The 18,403-nt window shown below is 66.8% G+C and carries 20 protein-coding genes; 13 read left to right on the top strand and 7 right to left on the bottom strand.

The window, feature by feature from the left end; genetic code table 11:
• Window positions 1-26: 26 nt before the first annotated feature.
• A complete protein-coding gene (locus tag EV656_RS14415) occupies window positions 27-1,070 on the bottom strand; it encodes a succinylglutamate desuccinylase/aspartoacylase family protein (protein ID WP_132605371.1) in 1,044 nt (347 codons plus the stop codon).
• A 116-nt stretch (window positions 1,071-1,186) separates the two neighbouring features.
• Here EV656_RS14415 and EV656_RS14410 point away from each other — a divergent pair, with 116 nt between their 5' ends.
• From EV656_RS14410 to arsC, 3 genes are read left to right on the top strand one after another with little or no spacing between them, the layout of a single operon-like run.
• Entirely contained in the window at window positions 1,187-1,525 is a 339-nt protein-coding gene (locus EV656_RS14410; protein WP_132605369.1) for a DUF952 domain-containing protein, read from the top strand.
• Window positions 1,522-2,580: a quinone-dependent dihydroorotate dehydrogenase gene (locus tag EV656_RS14405; RefSeq protein ID WP_132605340.1), complete on the top strand. Its 1,059-nt coding sequence runs from the start codon at window positions 1,522-1,524 to the stop codon at window positions 2,578-2,580. Before EV656_RS14410 ends, EV656_RS14405 begins: the two co-directional genes overlap by 4 nt.
• The gene (gene arsC / locus EV656_RS14400) at window positions 2,577-2,924 is read left to right on the top strand and encodes an arsenate reductase (glutaredoxin) (RefSeq protein ID WP_132605338.1); all 348 of its coding nucleotides are present in this window, start codon (window positions 2,577-2,579) and stop codon (window positions 2,922-2,924) included. Before EV656_RS14405 ends, arsC begins: the two co-directional genes overlap by 4 nt.
• Here the strand turns inward: arsC and EV656_RS14395 are convergent.
• The 3 genes from EV656_RS14395 to EV656_RS14385 are packed head-to-tail and all read right to left on the bottom strand — an operon-like array spanning window position 2,921 to window position 5,191.
• A complete protein-coding gene (locus tag EV656_RS14395; RefSeq protein ID WP_132605336.1) occupies window positions 2,921-4,255 on the bottom strand; it encodes an MATE family efflux transporter in 1,335 nt (444 codons plus the stop codon). The two genes, arsC and EV656_RS14395, sit on opposite strands and share 4 nt — an antisense overlap.
• The gene (locus EV656_RS14390) at window positions 4,248-4,757 is read right to left on the bottom strand and encodes a PaaI family thioesterase (RefSeq protein ID WP_132605334.1); all 510 of its coding nucleotides are present in this window, start codon (window positions 4,755-4,757) and stop codon (window positions 4,248-4,250) included. The genes EV656_RS14395 and EV656_RS14390 overlap by 8 nt, the downstream gene beginning before the upstream one ends.
• Window positions 4,754-5,191, bottom strand: coding sequence for a PaaI family thioesterase (locus EV656_RS14385; protein ID WP_132605332.1), 438 nt, complete (start codon window positions 5,189-5,191; stop codon window positions 4,754-4,756). The genes EV656_RS14390 and EV656_RS14385 overlap by 4 nt, the downstream gene beginning before the upstream one ends.
• A 171-nt stretch (window positions 5,192-5,362) precedes the next feature.
• On the opposite strand from EV656_RS14385, the gene EV656_RS14380 reads away from it, so the two are divergent.
• The 8 genes from EV656_RS14380 to EV656_RS14345 all read left to right on the top strand — a co-directional run bounded on the left by EV656_RS14380 (window position 5,363) and on the right by EV656_RS14345 (window position 12,954).
• The gene (locus EV656_RS14380; RefSeq protein WP_132605367.1) at window positions 5,363-5,731 is read left to right on the top strand and encodes a MerR family transcriptional regulator; all 369 of its coding nucleotides are present in this window, start codon (window positions 5,363-5,365) and stop codon (window positions 5,729-5,731) included.
• Between the two features lie 127 nt (window positions 5,732-5,858).
• Complete coding sequence (locus EV656_RS14375; protein WP_132605330.1) at window positions 5,859-6,257, top strand: MerR family transcriptional regulator; 399 nt, start codon at window positions 5,859-5,861, stop codon at window positions 6,255-6,257.
• A gap of 48 nt (window positions 6,258-6,305) precedes the next feature.
• On the top strand, window positions 6,306-8,084 hold the full coding sequence (locus tag EV656_RS14370) for an acyl-CoA dehydrogenase C-terminal domain-containing protein (protein WP_132605328.1): 1,779 nt from the start codon (window positions 6,306-6,308) through the stop codon (window positions 8,082-8,084).
• 21 nt (window positions 8,085-8,105) lie between these two features.
• Entirely contained in the window at window positions 8,106-8,318 is a 213-nt protein-coding gene (locus EV656_RS14365; protein WP_132605326.1) for a hypothetical protein, read from the top strand.
• Between the two features lie 310 nt (window positions 8,319-8,628).
• A complete protein-coding gene (locus tag EV656_RS14360) occupies window positions 8,629-9,264 on the top strand; it encodes a glutathione S-transferase family protein (protein WP_132605324.1) in 636 nt (211 codons plus the stop codon).
• A gap of 21 nt (window positions 9,265-9,285) precedes the next feature.
• Entirely contained in the window at window positions 9,286-10,497 is a 1,212-nt protein-coding gene (locus tag EV656_RS14355; RefSeq protein ID WP_132605322.1) for an acetyl-CoA C-acetyltransferase, read from the top strand.
• A 2-nt stretch (window positions 10,498-10,499) separates the two neighbouring features.
• Window positions 10,500-10,772 carry a hypothetical protein gene (locus tag EV656_RS14350; protein WP_132605320.1) on the top strand — a complete coding sequence of 91 codons (273 nt, stop codon included), beginning with the start codon at window positions 10,500-10,502 and terminating at the stop codon, window positions 10,770-10,772.
• On the top strand, window positions 10,765-12,954 hold the full coding sequence (locus EV656_RS14345) for a 3-hydroxyacyl-CoA dehydrogenase NAD-binding domain-containing protein (RefSeq protein ID WP_132605318.1): 2,190 nt from the start codon (window positions 10,765-10,767) through the stop codon (window positions 12,952-12,954). The genes EV656_RS14350 and EV656_RS14345 overlap by 8 nt, the downstream gene beginning before the upstream one ends.
• Here EV656_RS14345 and EV656_RS14340 read toward each other — a convergent pair.
• Window positions 12,951-13,622, bottom strand: a complete 672-nt coding sequence (locus EV656_RS14340; RefSeq protein ID WP_132605316.1) for a Hint domain-containing protein — start codon at window positions 13,620-13,622, stop codon at window positions 12,951-12,953. The two genes, EV656_RS14345 and EV656_RS14340, sit on opposite strands and share 4 nt — an antisense overlap.
• A 406-nt stretch (window positions 13,623-14,028) precedes the next feature.
• On the opposite strand from EV656_RS14340, the gene EV656_RS14335 reads away from it, so the two are divergent.
• Both EV656_RS14335 and EV656_RS14330 read left to right on the top strand, forming a co-directional pair.
• Window positions 14,029-15,654 carry a long-chain-fatty-acid--CoA ligase gene (locus EV656_RS14335; RefSeq protein ID WP_132605314.1) on the top strand — a complete coding sequence of 542 codons (1,626 nt, stop codon included), beginning with the start codon at window positions 14,029-14,031 and terminating at the stop codon, window positions 15,652-15,654.
• Window positions 15,655-15,727: 73 nt separating this feature from the next.
• Window positions 15,728-16,747 (top strand): hypothetical protein, encoded by a 1,020-nt coding sequence (locus tag EV656_RS14330; protein WP_132605312.1) that lies wholly within the window; start codon window positions 15,728-15,730, stop codon window positions 16,745-16,747.
• Window positions 16,748-16,858: 111 nt separating this feature from the next.
• Here the strand turns inward: EV656_RS14330 and EV656_RS14325 are convergent, their stop codons facing one another.
• Window positions 16,859-17,695: a hypothetical protein gene (locus tag EV656_RS14325; protein WP_132605310.1), complete on the bottom strand. Its 837-nt coding sequence runs from the start codon at window positions 17,693-17,695 to the stop codon at window positions 16,859-16,861.
• A 66-nt stretch (window positions 17,696-17,761) separates the two neighbouring features.
• Entirely contained in the window at window positions 17,762-18,394 is a 633-nt protein-coding gene (gene upp, locus EV656_RS14320; RefSeq protein WP_132605308.1) for a uracil phosphoribosyltransferase, read from the bottom strand.
• Between the last annotated feature and the right edge of the window lie 9 nt (window positions 18,395-18,403).

Genomic DNA, 18,403 nt, shown 5'->3' with positions numbered 1-18,403 from the left:
AGCCTAGGCCCCTGCCCCGCGCGGCGCTAGAGGATCTCGTCCTCATCAAACAGCTTTTCGGCCTCCAGTTCTGCGTTCCACGCGTCGATCCGATCCTCGGCATGGTCGGTCGAGGCGATGGAGGCCAGATGGAAAACGGCATTGCCCTCGTTCACGACGGGCAGCACGGCGCGGCCCACCACGATACCGGCCTCTGGCGCGGTTATGGGGGCGTCCACCTCGCCGAAGGGGTCGGACACGATGGCCAGCAACTCACCCGGGGCGACCACGTCGCCCTCTGACCGAAAGGTGCGCAACAACCCGCCCTGCGGCGCGCGCAACCAACGCGAGGCCCGGCACACCAGCGAGGCCCGCCGCGCCCGCGGCACGCCGCGCGCGGGGATCATGCCCCGGTCGTGCAGCACCCGCAGGATGCCCGACACCCCGGCCCGCACGGCGGTTTCGTCGAATCGCAGACCCTCACCCGCCTCGTACAACAGCATGCCGACACCGCGTGCCGCCGCCGCCTGCCGCAGCGATCCCTCGCGTAATTCCGAGCGCAGGATCACCGGCGCGGCAAAGATCTCGGCCAGGCGCATCGGCGCATCCTCGCCCGGCGCCACGCGGACCTGGGGCAGGTTGGTGCGGTGCACGGCAGCCGAATGCAGGTCGATCCCCAGATCGGCACGCGACACGACCTCTTCCATCAGCAGATGCGCCAGCCGCGCGGCCATCGATCCCTCGGCCGAGCCTGGAAAGCAGCGGTTCAGGTCGCGCCGGTCGGGCAGGTAGCGCGACAGGTTCAGAAAGCCGAAGGCGTTGACGATAGGCACCGCGATCAGCGTGCCGCGCAGGGTGGCCAGAACCGGCAGGCCCAGCAGGCGGCGCACGATTTCAACGCCGATTACCTCGTCCCCGTGGACGCCCGCACTGACAAAGACCACCGGCCCGGGCCTGCGCCCATGGACGACATGGGCCGACATGGTGACCGGCGTGTGATCGGACAGCACCGAAACCGGCAGGTCCACGGTGCGCCGGGTGCCCGGGGCGATGGTTTCACCGCCCAGCACAAAGCCCGCGCGCGGCGTCACGGGAAAGTTGGGTGTTGGCTGCACATGAGGGTGCGATAGGCCAGCCGGGCCGCTCTGGCAAGCGCGACAGGCGCGCCGCGCTTGACCGGGCGGGCGCCAGCGGGCATGTCAGCCCCATGCTGATCTACAAGATATTCCGCCGCCCCGAATGGGATGCCTTCCGCGCCGCGGGGCGCACGTCGGGTGCGCCGGTGGACCTGGCTGATGGCTTTATCCACCTGTCCACTGCGGAACAGGTGACCGGCACCGCGGAAAAGCACTTCGTCGGCGAAAGCGACCTGGTGCTGGTCGCGCTACAGGCCGACACCCTGGGCGATGCGCTGAAATGGGAACCCTCGCGCGGCGGCGCGCTGTTTCCCCATCTGTACCGTGACATGCGGATGGCCGACGTGGTGTGGGACAAGTCCCTGCCGCTGGGGGCCACCGGACACATCTTTCCCGAGGGCGTGGTATGACGATGCTGGAACGGCTGGGACTGGCCGCCTTTCACCGAATGGACCCCGAGCGGGCGCACAACCTGTCGCTGGCGGCGCTGAAAACCGGGCTGGTGCCCCTGCCCGGACGGCTGAGCAGCCCGTGCCTGGAAACCGACCTGGCGGGGCTGGCCCTGCCCAACCCGGTGGGGCTGGCCGCAGGCTATGACAAGAACGCCGTGGCGCTGGAACCACTGTCGCGCGCGGGCTTCGGCTTTATCGAGGTGGGCGCCGCAACGCCCCTGTCCCAGCCGGGCAACCCGCGCCCGCGCCTGTTCCGCCTGACAGAGGATCGCGCCGCGATCAATCGCTTCGGCTTCAACAACGACGGGATGGTGGCCATCGGCGCGCGGCTGGCCGTGCGGCCCGCAGGCGCCGTAATCGGCCTGAACCTGGGCGCCAACAAGACCAGCGAGGACCGCGCCGCCGATTACGCCGCCGTGCTGGCCCATTGCGGGGCGCATGTGGATTTCGCCACGGTCAACGTGTCCTCGCCCAACACCGAAAAGCTGCGCGATCTGCAGGGCAAGGCGGCACTGTCGGCGCTGCTGGCCGGTGTGATGGCCGCACGCGCCGGGCTGGACCGCCCGATCCCCGTCTTCCTGAAGATCGCCCCGGACCTGAGCGAGGCGGAACAGGCCGATGTGGCCGAGGTGGCGCTGGACAGCGGCATTTCCGGTCTGATCGCCACGAACACCACGCTGGCGCGCACCGGGCTGCACAGCCCGCATCAGATGGAAACCGGCGGGTTGTCGGGCGCGCCGCTCTTCGACCGATCCACCCGCGTTCTGGCCCGGCTGTCGCGCCTGACCGAGGGTCGGTTGCCGATCATCGGCGTGGGCGGTGTCGGGTCCGCCGAACAGGCCTATGCCAAGATCCGCGCAGGTGCCAGCGCCGTGCAGTTGTATACCGCGCTGGTCTATGGCGGGCTCAGCCTGGTGCGTGAGATCGTCGAGGGGCTGGACGCGCTGCTGGAACGCGACGGGTTCGCCAACGTGGCCCAGGCCGTTGGCACCGGCCGGGACGAATGGACATGACCGGCGTCGTGATCTGGCACAACCCGCGCTGTTCCAAATCGCGCGCGGCGCTGGCGCTGATCGAGGGGCGCGGGATTTCCCCGACCGTCCGCCGCTATCTGGACGACGCGCCCAGCCTGGCCGAACTGACCGCGGCGCGCGACACGCTGGGCCTGCGCGCCATCGACATGATGCGCCCCAAGGAAAAGCTGTTCCGCGAACTGGGCCTGTCAAAGGACGACGACGAGGACCGGTTGCTGGCTGCGATGGCCGACCACCCGAAACTGATCGAACGGGCCATCGTCTTTGCCAACGGTCGCGCCGTTCTGGCCCGCCCGCCCGAACGGGTGCTGGAAATCCTCTAACGCTCTGCCTGCGCCTCCAGCGCGGGATAGCGCAGGCCCAGCGTGATGCCCCGCACCACGAAGGACACCAGGAACGCGATCCACAGCCCGTGATTGCCGTAGGCCGGTACCAGGGCGGCGGCCGCAGCGGCGTAGACCGCCGCCGACAACAGCATCATGTTGCGCATGTCCTTGGTCCGCGTCGCCCCGATAAAGATGCCGTCCAGCATCCACGCGGCCAGCCCCACCAGCGGGGCGGCGACCATGTAGGGCAAGTACGCGCGCGCGGCATCGCGCACCGGCTGGGCGGTGGTCATCGTGTCGATGATCGCACCGCCGAACATGGCAAAGGCCAGCGCCATGGCGATGCAGATCAGCAACCCCCAGGCACTGGTCATCAGCGCCGCGCGGCGCAGATCCGCGCGCAACCTTGCCCCCAATGCCTGGCCCACCAGTGCCTCTGCCGCGAAGGCGAACCCGTCCAGCGCGTAGGCGGTGATTTCCAGAAATTGCAGCAGGATCTGGTTGGCCGCCAGCGGCACGTCACCGAAATCTGCCCCCAGGAACAGGAAGGACACGAAGATCCCCTGCAACAGCAGCGACCGGATCAGGATGTCGGTATTCACCCCCGCCATGTGCCGCAGCCGCGCCCGGTCAAAGACGCGCGGCCAGTCGCGCCACGCAGTGCCCCGGAACGCGCCCCGGCACAGCCACAGGCCCAGCCCGGCCCCCGACCATTCCGCCAGGAAGGTGGCCACCGCAACGCCCCGCACCCCCCAGTCGAAGCCCAGCACGAACAGCAGGTCCAGCGCGATGTTCAGCCCGTTCATCCATAGCTGGATGACCAGCACCGCACGGGTGCGTTCCTGCGCGATCAGCCAGCCGGTGATGCCGTAGATCGCGATGGCCGCAGGCGCGGACCATATCCGGATCGCCATGTATTGGCGGGCCAATGCCTCAACCTCGGCGCTGGCGGGCGACACCATAAAGGCCCCCGCGAACAGCGGCGCCTGCAGCAGGATCATCACAAGTCCCGCCGCCGTACCGATCATCAGCCCGCGCGACAGCATCGCATCGACCTCGGCGTGATCGCGCGCGCCCCAGGCCTGCGCAGTCAGCCCCGTTGTGCCCATCCGCAGAAAGCCGAAGATCCAGTAGACCGCCGACAGGATGATCGCCCCGATCCCCACGGCACCGATGGGGGCGGCCTGCCCCATCTGGCCGACCACGCCCGTATCCACCGCACCAAGGATCGGCACGGTGGCATTCGACAGCACGATGGGCAGGGCAATCGTCAGAACCCTGCGATGCGTCAATTCGGGTGCAGCCCGGTGGGCCGCGATATCAGTCATCGCGCGACGGCATCAGGAAATGGCCCGTCGCCTGCGCAAACAGGCGCGCGCGGTTGTCCTGCCAGCCCTCGACATGCACCGATGCATAGCGCCGCCCGGATCGGTTGACCCGCGCCCGGGCATAGGCATCGCGCGGCAGACCCGCGCGCAGGTAATCCACAGTGAAATCGATCGTCTTGGGCAGGCGCGGCAGCGCATCGGGGGTCAGGCTGCGCGGGTCCAGCGCCCCGGTTTCCAGATCGTCCCAGATCAGCGACCAGGACAGGCCGATGATGGCCGTGGCCTCCAGAAACGCGGCGGTCACGCCGCCATGCAGGGCGGGCAGCATCGGGTTGCCGATCAGCTTGTCGTCATAGGTCAGGATCGCGGTCAGCTCGTCGCCGCGGCGCTCGAACTCGACCCCCAGGAATTGCAGGTAGGGCACGCCATGGACCAAGGCCGACAGCGCGGCATCGCGGCGCTGCTTGATGACCTGAACGGGTTCGGGGGGGCGGCGGGTCATGTCGTGCCCCCCTTGGGCCGTTCCAGGGTAAAGGCGCCGGTGGCCGTGGCCACCGGGTTTTCATGGTCCTCATCCATCGCGGTGGCCCGCACGAAGGCGACCGAGCGGGTGACGTGATAGCATTCGGCCCGCGCGGTGATGCGCTGGCCCGGCGTGGCCGCGCGCATGTAATCGATGCGCAAATCCAGCGTGGCGGTGCTGGCGGGCGCGGCGGGGTGGCTCATGACCGCGGCGCCACCACAGGTATCCATCAGCGCGGACACCGCCCCGCCGGAAATCACCCCGCTTTTGGGATCGCCGATCAGGCGTTCGTCATAGGGCATCGAAATCTCGGCCATGCCCGCGCCCAGCAATTCCACGCGCATGTTCAGCGCCCGCGAATGCGGGATCGCCTGAATGAATTGCCGGGCGATCCCAGCCTTGTCCTGATCCATGCTCGCCGTCCTTTCGACCCGTTTATTGGCCCTTGCCGACTTTGCCGCAAGGGTGAACCGTCGCAACCCGGCCTTGCGCCGAATGCCGCCGCACACATCGAAGCGATTTGCCAGCGGCAGACAAATTGAATAGCTAGAAAGAGGGATAGCATGTCAGCCGGGACCGAGGCGATGTCAGAGGAACGACTCAGCTTCAAGGAGATGTGCGCGAAGTTCGACGTGACGCCGCGCACCCTGCGCTATTACGAGTATATCGAGCTGCTGAGCCCCGAGAAAGAGGGGCGCACCCGCTGGTATACCCCGCGCGAGGTCGCCCGCATGACCCTGATCCTGCGCGGGCGGCGCTTTGGCTTCAGCCTGGAGGAAATCCGCCAGTGGCTGCTGCTCTACGATCAGAAGGGCACCGATGCGCAGATGGCCGCGCTGCTGGACATGGCCGACCGCCAGCTTGCCGCGCTGAAGGATCAGCGCGCACAGCTGGACACCTCCATCGCCGAATTGCAGGCCCTGCGCGACGACGTGGCCGCCGGCCGGTTCTGAAATCCCCGCGCCGTCGCGTCACCGATCCCAGTGACGCAGCGTTCCGTTTACGTAAACGTCATCTTGGGTTGTATCCTGCGACCTAAACACGCAGTTCGGGTGTGCAAGGGATAGACCGGGACCAGCCATGGGCGACACAGACCTGACCATCCGCGAGATGTGCGACCGCTTTGACGTGACGCCGCGCACCTTGCGCTTCTACGAGGACAAGGAACTGCTGTCGCCGCGCCGCGAAGGCCAGAAACGCCTGTATTCGCGCCGAGACCGCGCCCGGCTAAAACTGATCCTGCGCGGCAAGCGCTTCGGCTTCAGCCTGGAGGAGGTGCGCCAGTTGCTGGACCTCTACGACCGCGGCGACGGGCAGGAAACGCAGCTGCGCCGCACCTACGACCTGGCGCTGGAACGTCTGGCCGACATGGAACGCCGCCGCGCCGAACTGAACGAGGCCATCGCCGAATTGAAAGAGGATCTGGCCTGGGGCGAGGCGAAGCTGGCCGAATTCGCCCGCGCCCGCGCCGCCGAATAGACCGAAACCAACGGACCACGTCAGGACGACAGTCAGGGGAGGACTGCCATGCCGATCTACACGCCGCCGACCGAGGACATGCAATACCTGCTGCACGAGGTGATGCAGGTCAGCCAATCCGACATCCCCGGCTACGACGAGCTGGAACGCGACTTCACCGCCGCGGTGCTGGAAGAGGCCGGCAAGATCTCGGCCGAGGTGCTGGCGCCGCTGAATACCGTGGGCGATCGTCAGGGCTGCACCCTGGAAAACGACGCGGTGCGCACGCCCGAGGGCTTCAAATCCGCCTATGACCAGATGTGCGAGGGCGGCTGGATCGGGCTGGACGCGGACCCCGCCTATGGCGGGCAGGGCATGCCCTATCTGCTGAATACCGCGGTGGGCGAGATGTTCGTATCCGCCAACATGGCCTTCAACATGTATCAGGGCCTGACCCACGGCGCGATGTCGGCGATCCATGTCCACGGCTCGGACGAGCAAAAGGAAACCTACCTGCCCAAGATGATCGCGGGCACCTGGTCGGGCACGATGAACCTGACCGAACCCCATTGCGGCACCGACCTGGGCCTGATCCGCACCAAGGCCGAGCCCCAGGCCGATGGCAGCTACGCCATCACCGGCACCAAGATCTGGATTTCCGCTGGCGAACACAACCTGACGGACAACATCGTGCACCTGGTCCTGGCCAAGATCCCCGGCGGGCCGGACGGGGTAAAGGGTATCTCGCTGTTCATCGTGCCGAAATTCCTGCCCGATGCGGATGGCAATCCCGGGCAGCGCAACGCGCTGAAATGCGTGGGCCTGGAACACAAGATGGGCATCCACGGCAACGCCACCTGCGTCATGAGCTATGAGGGCGCCACCGGCTTCCTCGTGGGCGAGGCACACAAGGGCATGCGCGCGATGTTCACCATGATGAACGAGGCGCGGATCGGCGTGGGCCTGCAAGGTTATGCCCAGGGCGTGGTGGCCTACCAGAATGCGGTCGCCTGGGCACAGGAACGGCTGCAGGGCCGCGCGGTGACCGGGCCCGCCAATCCCGACGGCCCGGCGGATTCGATCATGGTACACCCCGACGTGCGGCGAAACCTGATGCACCAGAAAAGCTTTGTCGAAGGGGCGCGCGCCTTTGCCTTCTGGGGGGCGGAAATGATCGACCGCGCCCACCGCGCGGAGGACGCGCAGGCCGAGGCGATGATTTCCCTGCTGACCCCGGTCATCAAGGGCTTCCTGACCGACAAGGGGTTTGAAACCACGGTGCTGGCACAACAGACCTATGGCGGCACCGGCTTTACCCGCGACGCGGGCGCCGAACAGTTCGTGCGCGATGCGCGCATCACCATGATCTACGAGGGCACCAACGGCATCCAGTCGCTGGACCTGGTCGGCCGCAAGCTGGGCCAGAACGGTGGACAGGCGGTCATGGCGTTCTTCGACCTGGTGAAAGGCTTCATCAAGGAAAACGAGGCGGACGAAGAACTGAAGGCCGATTTCCTGGACCCGCTGAAAGCGGCGTCCAAGGATTTACAAGAGGCCGCGATGTATTTCATGGCCGAGGGCATGAAGAACCCCGCCAACGCGCTGGCCGGCAGCTACGACTTCCTGCACCTGTTCGGCCATGTCTGCCTGGGTCTGATGTGGGCAAAGATGGCCCGCGCCTCGCGCGCCGCCCTTGCGGCGGGCACGGACAACCCCGCCTTCCATGAAACCAAGCTGGCGACCGGGCGATACTACATGGCCCGCCAACTGCCCGCCACCGCCCTGCACCTGGCCCGCATCCGCAGCGGCGGCGACAGCGTGATGGCGCTGGACACCGCCGCGTTCTGACCTGCGCGACCGGAGGGAAAGATGCCGAAACGCTTTCGCCTGACCCGCCGCTTCAACGCGGCCATGACCGAAGACGGCTACCGCCGCCTGCGCCGCTTTGCGCAAGAGGCCGGCCTGGACGAGGGCGAGGCGCTGTCCTTCATCTTCGAGAATTTCGACAGCGTGACGGACCACGACAACCTGACCCACCGGCTGCGCCTGTTCAATTCCGAGCTGGAGGCACGGAAGCGATGATCCTCAGACGGTGCGCCCGGCCGATTGCGTCATGCCATGGGTATTTTGACCAAGAAGAAGGGGGCAGATCAGCCCTCCACCCGAACGGCACCCCGAACTGTCGCCGGGGGAGAGGCGCCGGGCAGAGGGCCTTCTCCTTGGGCGGCCATCGGCTCCCCAGCCTGTACCGCAAGGCCAAGACTGGCGTGTTAAGCTTAATGCCGGGTTACTGCGTCGCCTCTTCTTCTTGGGAAAAATACCCACGGCGGAACGCGGCCATCAGGCGCCCCGCCGGGTAAACGCGACACGGGCGCAAGGGAGGGCGCGCGAAATGACCAACAAGCTGTACTGCTTCGGCGAAAGCGGCAACGCCTACAAGGCGGCGCTGACGATGGAACTGGCGGGCGTAGCGTGGGAACCCGTCTTCGTCGATTTCTTCAACGGCGGCGCCCGCAGCCCCGAATTCCTGGCGCTGAACCCGATGGGCGAGGTGCCCGTGCTGGTCACGGATACCCAGACGCTCAGCCAGTCGGGCGTGATCCAGATGTGGGTGACGGAGCAGACCGGCAGGTTCGGCGGGCGCAACGCCGCCGAGGCGCGCGAGGTGCTGCGCTGGATGTTCTGGGACAATCACAAGATGTCGGGCCAGGCGGGCGCGCTGCGTTTCCTGATGAACTTCCTGCCCGAGGATAAGCGCCCGGCCGAGGCCATCGGCTGGCTGTCGGGCCGGGTGCAGGCCGCACTGGCCACGCTGGAGCGCGTCTTGCAGGGGCGCGACTGGCTGGTGGGCGATGGCCCGACCACCGCCGATTTAGCCTGCTGCGGGTATCTGTACTACCCGGAACCCTTCGGCTTTGACCGGGCGGACTGGCCCGCCATTGCCGCCTGGCTGGACCGCATCGCGGCCCTGCCCGGCTGGAAACATCCCTATGACCTGATGCCCGGCAGTCCCGCCGACCGGGCCTGACACCAACCGCGAGAGGTACCCATGACCGACGCCTATATCTACGACGCGATCCGAACGCCGCGCGGCAAGGGCCGCAAGGATGGCAGCCTGCACGAGGTGACGGCCCTGCGCCTGTCGGCGCTGGTGCTGGACGGGCTGGTCGCGCGCAACGGCCTGACCGGCGACGAGCTGGAGGACGTGATCTGGGGCAACGCCACCCAGGTGGGCGAGCAGGGCGGCTGCCTGGCGCGCAGCGCGGTGCTGGCCTCAGGCCTGGATGAACGCGTGCCGGGCCTGTCGATCAACCGCTTTTGCGCCAGCGGGCTGGAGGCCGTGAACCTGGCCGCCAACCAGGTGCGCGCGGGCGCAGGCCGGGCCTATATCGCCGGCGGCGTGGAAATGATGGGCCGTGTCGCGATGGGCAGTGACGGCGCCGCCATCGCCGTGGACCCCAGCCTGGCGATGAAGTCCTATTTCGTGCCGCAGGGCATTTCGGCCGACATCATCGCCACCGAATACGGGTTCAGCCGCGCGGATGTGGATGCACTGGCCGTCGAAAGCCAGCGCCGCGCCGCGCAATCCTGGGCAGAGGGTCGGTTCGACAAGTCCGTCGTGCCGGTGCGCGATGTGAACGGGCTGACCATTCTGGAGCGCGACGAATACATGCGGCCCGGCACGGACATGGACAGCCTCGGCGCGCTGAAGCCGTCCTTCAAGGAGATGGGCGAGGTCATGCCCGGCTTTGACCAGGTGGCGATGCTGAAATACCCGCATCTTGAACGGATCGAACATGTGCACCATGCGGGCAACTCCTCCGGCATTGTCGACGGGGCGGCGGGCGTGCTGGTCGGAAACAAGGCGTTTGGCGATGCACTGGGTCTGAAACCCCGCGCGCGTATCCGTCAGACCTGCAAGATTGGCACAGACCCGACCATCATGCTGACCGGCCCCGTGCCCGCGACGGAAAAGGTTCTGCGCGATGCAGGCATGCAGATTTCCGACATCGACCTGTTCGAGGTGAACGAGGCCTTTGCCGCCGTCGTGCTGCGGTTCATGCAGGCCTTTGACGTGGACCCGGCCGTTGTGAACAAGAACGGCGGTGCCATCGCCCTGGGCCACCCGCTGGGGGCCACCGGCGCGATCATACTGGGCACCCTGCTGGACGAGTTGGAGCTTTCGGACAAGGAAACCGGGCTGGCCACGCTTTGCGTTGCCTCCGGCATGGGCGCCGCCACCATCATCGAAAGGGTTTGAAAATGAAGATAGTTATCGGAGTACCGAGCCGCTCGAAAGCGCTCCATCGTCTTTATCCCATGGCATCCAAAGGGAAATACCAACTCCACCGGGGCGACGTTACAGCAAAGGAACGCAAGAAAGGCGGAAACTTCAAACTCGTGGATACGATTGAAGAAGCAATCGATCTTATCAACAAAGGCTGGCATCCACGTATGAAGAACATCGAGACTGGAGGGGCACCCGACATCATTTCGCCCGAACGCATTAAAGTTTTGGAGTTCCCTAATGAGTGAGTTTCACTATGCGACCGACGCGGACGGCGTCGCGATCATCACCTGGGACGTGCCCGGGCGCAGCATGAATGTCATGTCGCTGGCCGGTTTTCAGGAACTGGACGCCCATATCGACACCGCATTGGCCGATGATGCGGTCAAGGGCGTGGTCATCACCAGCGGCAAGAAGGACTTTGCCGGGGGGATGGACCTGAACGTGATCGCCAAGATGCGGGACGAGGCCGGGGACGACCCCGCGCGCGGCCTGTTCGACGGCGTGATGTCCATGCACGCCATCCTGCGCAAGATCGAGCGCGCGGGCATGGACGACAAGAACAAGGGCGGCAAGCCCATCGCCGCCGCCCTGCCCGGCACGGCCCTGGGCATCGGGCTGGAATTGCCGCTGGCCTGTCACCGCATTTTTGCCGCGGACAACGCCAAGGCCAAGATCGGCCTGCCGGAAATCATGGTCGGCATCTTCCCCGGCGGCGGCGGCACGACGCGACTGGTGCGGAAACTGGGGGCGATGGGCGCCTCGCAATACCTGCTGGAGGGAAAACTCGTCGATCCGAAAAAGGCCAAGTCGGCCGGGATCATCGACGAGGTGGCCGACGACCCTGTCGCCGCGGCGAAGGAATGGGTGCTGTCGGGGCCCAAGATCGTAAAGCCGTGGGATGAAAAGGGCTACAAGATGCCCGGCGGCGCCCCCTATCACCCTGCGGGCTTCATGACCTTTGTCGGGGCGTCGGCCATGGTCAACGGCAAGACCAAGGGCGTGTATCCGGCGGCCAAGGCGCTGCTGAGCGCGGTCTACGAGGGGGCGCTGGTGCCCTTTGACGCCGCCATCCGGATCGAGGCGCGCTGGTTCACCCATGTCCTGCTGAACCCGTCCTCTGCGGCGATGATCCGGTCGCTGTTCATCAACAAGGAGGCGCTGGAAAAGGGCGCGGTGCGCCCTGCGGATGTGCCCGACCAGAGGGTGCAGAAACTGGGCATCCTGGGTGCGGGCATGATGGGCGCCGGCATCGCGCTGGTGTCTGCCCAGGCGGGGATGCAGGTCGTTCTGATCGACCAGCAACAAGAGGCCGCCGATAGGGGCCGCGCCTATACCGCCAACTACATGGACAAGGGCATCAAGCGCGGCAAGGCGACCGAGGCAAAGAAAGAGGAGGTGCTGTCCCGCATAACCGCCACCACCGATTACGCCGCGCTAGAGGGGTGTGACCTGGTGATCGAGGCAGTGTTCGAGGATCCCGGCATCAAGGCCGAAGTGACCCAAAAGGTGCAGGCGGTCGTGGGCGAGGATTGCATCATCGCGACCAACACCTCGACCCTGCCGATCACCGACCTGGCGCGCGCCGCCGACCGGCCCGCCGATTTCATCGGCATCCACTTCTTCAGCCCGGTCGAAAAGATGCTGCTGGTGGAAATCATCAAGGGCCGGGAAACCAGCGACCGGGCCGTGGCCAAGGCGCTGGATTTCGTGCGCCAGATCCGCAAGACGCCCATCGTGGTGAACGACGCGCGCTTCTTCTACGCCAACCGCTGCATCATCCCCTACCTGAACGAGGGCATCCGCATGGTCGGCGAGGGCGTGAACCCCGTCCTGATCGAGAATGCCGCGAAACTGGTGGGCATGCCGCTAGGGCCGCTGCAACTGGTGGACGAAACCTCGATCGACCTGGGCGTCAAGATCGCCAAGGCGACCCGCGCGGCGATGGGCGACGCCTATCCCGACGCGGCGGTGGACGAGGTCATCTTTTGGCTGGCCGATGAGGGCCGCCTGGGCCGCAAGGCCAAGGCCGGGTTCTACGCCTATGACGAGGGCGGCAAGCGCACCGGGCTGTGGGACGGGCTGGCGGCGAAATACCCGCAGGCCGAAGATCAGCCGGAACTGAGCGAGGTGCAGCACCGCCTGCTGTTCGCCCAGGTGCTGGAGGCCGTCCGCGCGCTGGAGGACGGCGTTCTGATGGACATCCGCGAGGGGGACGTGGGCGCCATCCTGGGCTGGGGCTTTGCGCCCTGGTCGGGCGGGCCGCTGTCGTGGCTGGACATGATCGGCGCGGCCAAGGCGGTAGAGCTGTGCGACGACCTGGCGGCGCGTCATGGCGACCGCTTCGCCGCACCCGCCCTGCTGCGCGAGATGGCCGAGGCGGGCGATACCTTCTACGGGCGTTTCGCGCCCGACGCGCAGGCGGCCTAGACCGGGGTCCAGGCCTCTGACAGCGCGGCGAGGAGGTCCGGCATCTCATCGGGGGCGGGAACGATGTATCCCGCCCCCTGAGCCCCACAGTCGCACAGGGCATCCAGGGGCATCATCTCCCCCTCGGCCAGGGCAAAGCAGAACGCCAGGGCACCGCCATTGACGAAAACGCTTTCGTCACGGTCGAATTGCAGCGTTATGACCTCGGTCGGGTCATTCGCGGGGGGCGCGCGAAAGATACCGCGCAGCCCATCCAACAGGCGCGCGGGCACCAGGACGAAGGGATCGCCATAGCGCGCCTCGGCCAGGTCGGATTCCAGCAGGACATTCTGTTCCGGAAACAGGGTCAGGGGCATGGCGTTGCCCAGGGCCCCCACCGGCACGCTGAGCGGCCAGAACGCGCGCGCGGACCGCGCCACCGGCGACCAGTGATACTCTCTGCGCAGGGTCCGCAGCGGTTGAAAGTCGCGGTCGAAGGTCAGCACCGGCTGCCCGGGCACCAGATCCTGTACCGCCTGCCACCCCCTGTCCGTGGCAACGCGCGTCCCCGCTATCAGGCCCGACGCGCAGCACCGGCACGGATAGTCCGCCCCCGCCTGCCCGCACTGCCTGGCATCTGGCACGGGCCCGATCGCATCGGCGAACGCAGATTTCAGACCAGTCAGCATTGCATACCCCGTTTATGTCCGTGACCCCGAACCACTGCCCGCCGGGCGTGCAAACCCGGCACAAGGCGCGAGTCACCCGCGAACGGTTCACTATCGAAAGGTTAAGAGGACGCCACCTTGACCAGATTGGGACGCATTCGTGTCAAAGGCGAACGATTAGCATCAGTTTCCCGCCGGACCGGGGGACTGGGCCGCACCTGACGACAATTCAGCCCTTGCCCGATGGCGGTGACACCCACGCGACATCCCTTGCGGGGGGATGCAAGGCAACCCGCCCCAGGGCGGACCGCACCGCCCTTCACCGGCCCCGTTGCAACCGGCGCGCGCCCGCCTCTGCCCCCTTTTCAAAGCGCCCCCGCGGCGCCACACTCCGCCCCGAAAGACGAACATCAAGGGAGGACTACATATGGGCTGGCTGGCCGACGAAACGGGTCTGGAAAAATGCGCGGCGAATTACGTGCCGCTGACGCCGCTGTCCTATCTGAAACGCGCGGTGCAGGTGTTTCCCGACCGCGACGCGGTGGTCTATGGGGATCGCCGCTACACCTATGCCCAGTATCATGACCGCGTCACGCGGCTGGCCTCGGCCCTGGCCGCAATGGGGGTGAAACCGGGCGATGTGGTCGCCACGCTGTTGCCCAACGTCCCCGCCCATGCCGAGGCGCATTTCGGCGTACCCGCCTGCGGCGCGGTTCTGAACACCATCAACATCCGGCTGGATGCAAACACGGTCAGCTATATCCTGGATCATGCCGGGGCCAAGGTCGTCTTGTGCGACCCGCAGTTCATCCCGTTGCTGGCCACAGCAATCGAGGACATGGAAAACGAGCCACCCAAGGTGATCGAGGTCGGCGACGACGCCGCGGGCGTGCATGATTTCGGCGACTACCCGGAATACGAGGATATCCTGGCCGCCGCCGACCCCGATTTCGACTGGATCCTGCCCCAGGACGAATGGGAAAGCATCTCGCTGAACTACACATCGGGCACCACGGGCCGCCCCAAGGGCGTGGTCTATCACCACCGCGGCGCCTATCTGAACGCCATGGGCCAGGTGCTGAGTTGGCGCATCACGCTGCATCCGAAATACCTGACCATCGTGCCGCTGTTCCACTGCAACGGCTGGTGTCACACCTGGATGATGCCGGCGGTGGGCGGCACGCTGGTCTGCTGCCGTGACATCAGCGCCAAGGCGATCTTCGACGCCATCGCGGATGAGGGCGTGACCCATTTCGGCGGCGCGCCCATCGTGCTGAACATGATCGTCAACGCCAAGGACGACGAAAAGCGCCCGTTCGACCACGTGGTCGAGGTGTTCACCGCAGGCGCCCCGCCCGCCCCCGCGACACTGGCCAAGATCGAGCCGATGGGCTTCAACATCACCCATGTCTACGGGCTGACGGAAACCTATGGGCCGGCCACCGAATGCACCTGGCACGAAAAGTGGGAGCCCCTGACCGGCGACGACCGCGCCGCGCAAAAGGCACGTCAGGGCGTGGCCATGCCCTTTATGGAACCCGTTCAGGTCTGGGACGACCAGAACGCCCCCGTACCGATGGACGGCACCACCCAGGGCCAAATCGTGTTCCGCGGCAACGGCGTGATGAAGGGCTATCTGAAGAACCCGCGCGCCACGCGCGAGGCGTTTCAGGATGGCTACTTCCATTCCGGCGACCTGGCGGTGCAGCACCCCGACACGTATCTGCAGATCGCCGACCGGGCCAAGGACATCATCATCTCGGGCGGTGAAAACGTCAGCTCGGTCGAGGTCGAGGGCGTGCTGATGCACCACCCCGACGTGCTGCTGTGTGCCGTGGTGGCCAAGCCGGACGAGAAATGGGGAGAGGTGCCCTGCGCCTTTGTCGAGTTGAAGGACGGGCACAGCGTGGACGAGGACGCGCTGATCGCCTTTGCCCGCGAGCGGCTGGCCGGGTTCAAGACCCCGAAAAAGGTGATCTTCCAGGAATTGCCGAAAACCTCGACCGGCAAGATCCAGAAGTTCCAGCTGCGCGACATCGCCCGCAAGCTGTAAGATTGGCACCGCCGGGGGGCTGGGCTATCCTGCCCCACCGGCACCACCAGGCAGAGCAGGACCACAGGCCGCAATGACGGCACTTACGCGATATGAACGGCTGGAAAGCCCAGGCCTGTGGCGCGAAACCGCCCAGGCCCAGCGGCGCGACGTGATCCTGTCCTTTGGGGATGCCTCTTTGGTGATTTCCGACACGGCGGAACGGGTGCTGACGCATTGGTCGCTGGCGGCCATCGCGCGGATCAATCCCGGCCGGATGCCCGCGCTTTACACCCCCGACCCGGACGGCGACGAAACGCTGGAAGTGGACGAACCCGTGATGATCGAGGCGATCGAGGCCGTCCGCGCCGCCATCGCCCGCGAACGCCCCCGCGCCGGACGGTTGCGCCTGGTCCTGCTGGGCCTGTTCACCGCCGGGTTTGCCGCCCTGGCCCTGTTCTGGCTGCCCGGCGCGCTGGCGCGCCACGCGGTAACGGTGGTGCCCGTCAGCGTGCGCGCCGAGATCGGCCGGGACGTGCTGGCCCGGATCACCCGGATCAACGGCCCCGCCTGCCATGCGCGCGATGGCGTGGCCGCGCTGGAACGCCTGACCGCGCGGGTGCTGCCCGAGACAGGCGCGCAGGTCGTTGTGCTGTCCGGGGGCACGGGGCGGGCGGCGCACCTGCCCGGCGGGCTGATCCTGCTGAACCGCGCGTTGGTCGAGGACCACGAAGACCCGGCGGTAGCGGCCGGTTTCATCCTGGCGGAATCGGCGCGGGCCGCGCGGAACGATCCCCTGGCGGAATTGCTGCGCACGGCAGGGCCGCTGGCGACACTGCGGTTGCTGACCAGCGGACGCCTGCCCGACGCCGCGCTGGAGGCCCACGCCAAGACGGTTCTGAATGCAACGCCAAGACCACTGCCGCAGGATGCGGCACTGCTGGCCCGGTTCGCGGCGGCGCAATTGTCCTCGGTGCCCTATGCCTATGCGCTGGACGCCTCGGGGGAGAGTGTCCTGCCGCTGATCGAGGCCGACCCGATGCGCGGGCGAAACGTCCCCCAAGTGCTGTCCGACGGCGACTGGATCCGCCTGCAGGGCATCTGCGGCCCCTGATCCGCAAGCCGCCCCAAGCGTTAGCACGCAAATGGAAAGCGCCCCGTCCGCGAACGGGGCGCTTCCTACGTGTTGTTGCTCGACGTGTTACTTGCTTGTTATCCTGAAGAATTATCGAGACTTGCCCTGCGTTGAGACATGGATCACGCGCGGGTCGCTCATGGGCACCTGGATCAGGCGGCGCGGCACCTCGTCGGTCCAGATCTGGGCCATCTGCAATTCGCCACGTGCGGTGCGACGGCCGCGATGGGGGTTCAGGCGGCCATCCTCCCAGACGCGTTCATACCCCTCGGGCACGGTCAGCGGCGCGGGGCGCAGCGGAACGGTGGCCGGAGAACTCCCCGCGCGGCTGCCGGGACGGACCGTCACCGACCCCGCGGTCGGGTCGATCTCTTGCGGGCCGCAGCGGACGGGATATTTCGAGCCGTCGTTGATATAACGCGCGCTGAGCGCCGATGCGCCCGGGCAGGCCGGTTGGCGCGGTTTGACGGCGGGGGCCGTGCGCACCACGCGCTTGGGCGCGGTGGGTTTGGGCGCGGCCTGCGGGGCGGTGGTGGTGCGGCGCACGACGCGTACCGGCGCCTCTGGCTGGGACGGCTGCACCGCGCGGGGGGCCTGGGCCGTGGGCGCGGGCCGCGCGACACGGACAGGCGCTTGCGGTTGGCGCACTTGCGCCGGGGCGGGGCGGGTTGCGGCCTTGGCAAAGGTCGGGCTGAACCCGCACAACACCTTGCGATCCCGGCCGACCCGCGGAACCCAAGACACCTGCCCGGCATAACCGGCACGGATATAGACACAGCCCTGGCTGTCGACGAATTGCCGACCCTGAAAACTGGCGGGCGGGTATTCCGCCGGCCCGTCATCCTTGCGGAGCGCCTGCGCATGCGCCGCGGAAACGGTTACCCCAACAGCCAGCGCCAAAGCGATGGCCGAACGAACGAACCCCATGACATCCCCCACAGATTATGGGCGAATCATGCCTGATGGGGATGTACGAGTAAAGAAACAATTGCTCTATTTTGTACCGAAGGTCCGGTCGCCCGCATCCCCTAGACCCGGAACGATATATCCGTGCTCGTTCAGGCACTCGTCCACAGCGGCGGTCACGATGGGAACGTCGGGATGGGCCCGCTTCATGCAGGTCACGCCTTCGGGCGCCGCGACCAGACACATCAAACGCAGATCGCGCGCCCCGGCCCGTTTCAGCAACGCGACCGCCGCGGCAGAGGAATTGCCGGTCGCCAGCATCGGGTCCACGACGATCACCGGCCGCTCGGCGATCTCTGCGGGCACTTTGAAATAGTATTGCACGGGTTCAAGGGTCTCTTCGTCGCGGTAAAGCCCGACAAAACCCACCGGCGCATCGGGCAGCAGATCCATCACCGGGTCCAGCAACCCGTTACCCGCCCGCAGGATCGACACCAGCACCGGCGCGCCGCAGGCCAGCACGGGCGCGTCCATCTCGCACAGCGGCGTTTCGATCCGCCGCGTGGTCATCGGCAGGTCGCGCGTGGCCTCATAGGCCAGCAGCTGCCCGGCCTCGCGCAGCAGGCTGCGAAACTCGGCGGTGGGCGTGTCCTTGTCGCGCATCCGGCTCAGCTTGTCCTGGACAAGGGGGTGCGACACGACGGTCAGGTGCTCTGTCATCGGCGGTCT

Origin of the sequence: Rhodovulum adriaticum (assembly GCF_004345735.1) — a bacterium.
In the GTDB taxonomy this organism is placed as follows: domain Bacteria; phylum Pseudomonadota; class Alphaproteobacteria; order Rhodobacterales; family Rhodobacteraceae; genus Rhodovulum; species Rhodovulum adriaticum.
The sequence above is the reverse complement of the archived record's forward strand: the minus strand, read 5'-3'. Positions and strand labels throughout refer to the sequence as shown.

What these genes read in the sequence shown, in the direction of transcription:
- EV656_RS14410 (WP_132605369.1), top strand. Translation starts at nt 1,187, where the DNA reads ATGCTGATCTACAAGATATTCCGCCGCCCCGAATGGGATGCCTTCCGC.
- EV656_RS14405 (WP_132605340.1), top strand. Translation starts at nt 1,522, where the DNA reads ATGACGATGCTGGAACGGCTGGGACTGGCCGCCTTTCACCGAATGGAC.
- arsC (WP_132605338.1), top strand. Translation starts at nt 2,577, where the DNA reads ATGACCGGCGTCGTGATCTGGCACAACCCGCGCTGTTCCAAATCGCGC.
- EV656_RS14395 (WP_132605336.1), bottom strand. Translation starts at nt 4,255, where the DNA reads ATGACTGATATCGCGGCCCACCGGGCTGCACCCGAATTGACGCATCGC.
- EV656_RS14390 (WP_132605334.1), bottom strand. Translation starts at nt 4,757, where the DNA reads ATGACCCGCCGCCCCCCCGAACCCGTTCAGGTCATCAAGCAGCGCCGC.
- EV656_RS14385 (WP_132605332.1), bottom strand. Translation starts at nt 5,191, where the DNA reads ATGGATCAGGACAAGGCTGGGATCGCCCGGCAATTCATTCAGGCGATC.
- EV656_RS14380 (WP_132605367.1), top strand. Translation starts at nt 5,363, where the DNA reads ATGTCAGAGGAACGACTCAGCTTCAAGGAGATGTGCGCGAAGTTCGAC.
- EV656_RS14375 (WP_132605330.1), top strand. Translation starts at nt 5,859, where the DNA reads ATGGGCGACACAGACCTGACCATCCGCGAGATGTGCGACCGCTTTGAC.
- EV656_RS14370 (WP_132605328.1), top strand. Translation starts at nt 6,306, where the DNA reads ATGCCGATCTACACGCCGCCGACCGAGGACATGCAATACCTGCTGCAC.
- EV656_RS14365 (WP_132605326.1), top strand. Translation starts at nt 8,106, where the DNA reads ATGCCGAAACGCTTTCGCCTGACCCGCCGCTTCAACGCGGCCATGACC.
- EV656_RS14360 (WP_132605324.1), top strand. Translation starts at nt 8,629, where the DNA reads ATGACCAACAAGCTGTACTGCTTCGGCGAAAGCGGCAACGCCTACAAG.
- EV656_RS14355 (WP_132605322.1), top strand. Translation starts at nt 9,286, where the DNA reads ATGACCGACGCCTATATCTACGACGCGATCCGAACGCCGCGCGGCAAG.
- EV656_RS14350 (WP_132605320.1), top strand. Translation starts at nt 10,500, where the DNA reads ATGAAGATAGTTATCGGAGTACCGAGCCGCTCGAAAGCGCTCCATCGT.
- EV656_RS14345 (WP_132605318.1), top strand. Translation starts at nt 10,765, where the DNA reads ATGAGTGAGTTTCACTATGCGACCGACGCGGACGGCGTCGCGATCATC.
- EV656_RS14340 (WP_132605316.1), bottom strand. Translation starts at nt 13,622, where the DNA reads ATGCTGACTGGTCTGAAATCTGCGTTCGCCGATGCGATCGGGCCCGTG.
- EV656_RS14335 (WP_132605314.1), top strand. Translation starts at nt 14,029, where the DNA reads ATGGGCTGGCTGGCCGACGAAACGGGTCTGGAAAAATGCGCGGCGAAT.
- EV656_RS14330 (WP_132605312.1), top strand. Translation starts at nt 15,728, where the DNA reads ATGACGGCACTTACGCGATATGAACGGCTGGAAAGCCCAGGCCTGTGG.
- EV656_RS14325 (WP_132605310.1), bottom strand. Translation starts at nt 17,695, where the DNA reads ATGGGGTTCGTTCGTTCGGCCATCGCTTTGGCGCTGGCTGTTGGGGTA.
- upp (WP_132605308.1), bottom strand. Translation starts at nt 18,394, where the DNA reads ATGACAGAGCACCTGACCGTCGTGTCGCACCCCCTTGTCCAGGACAAG.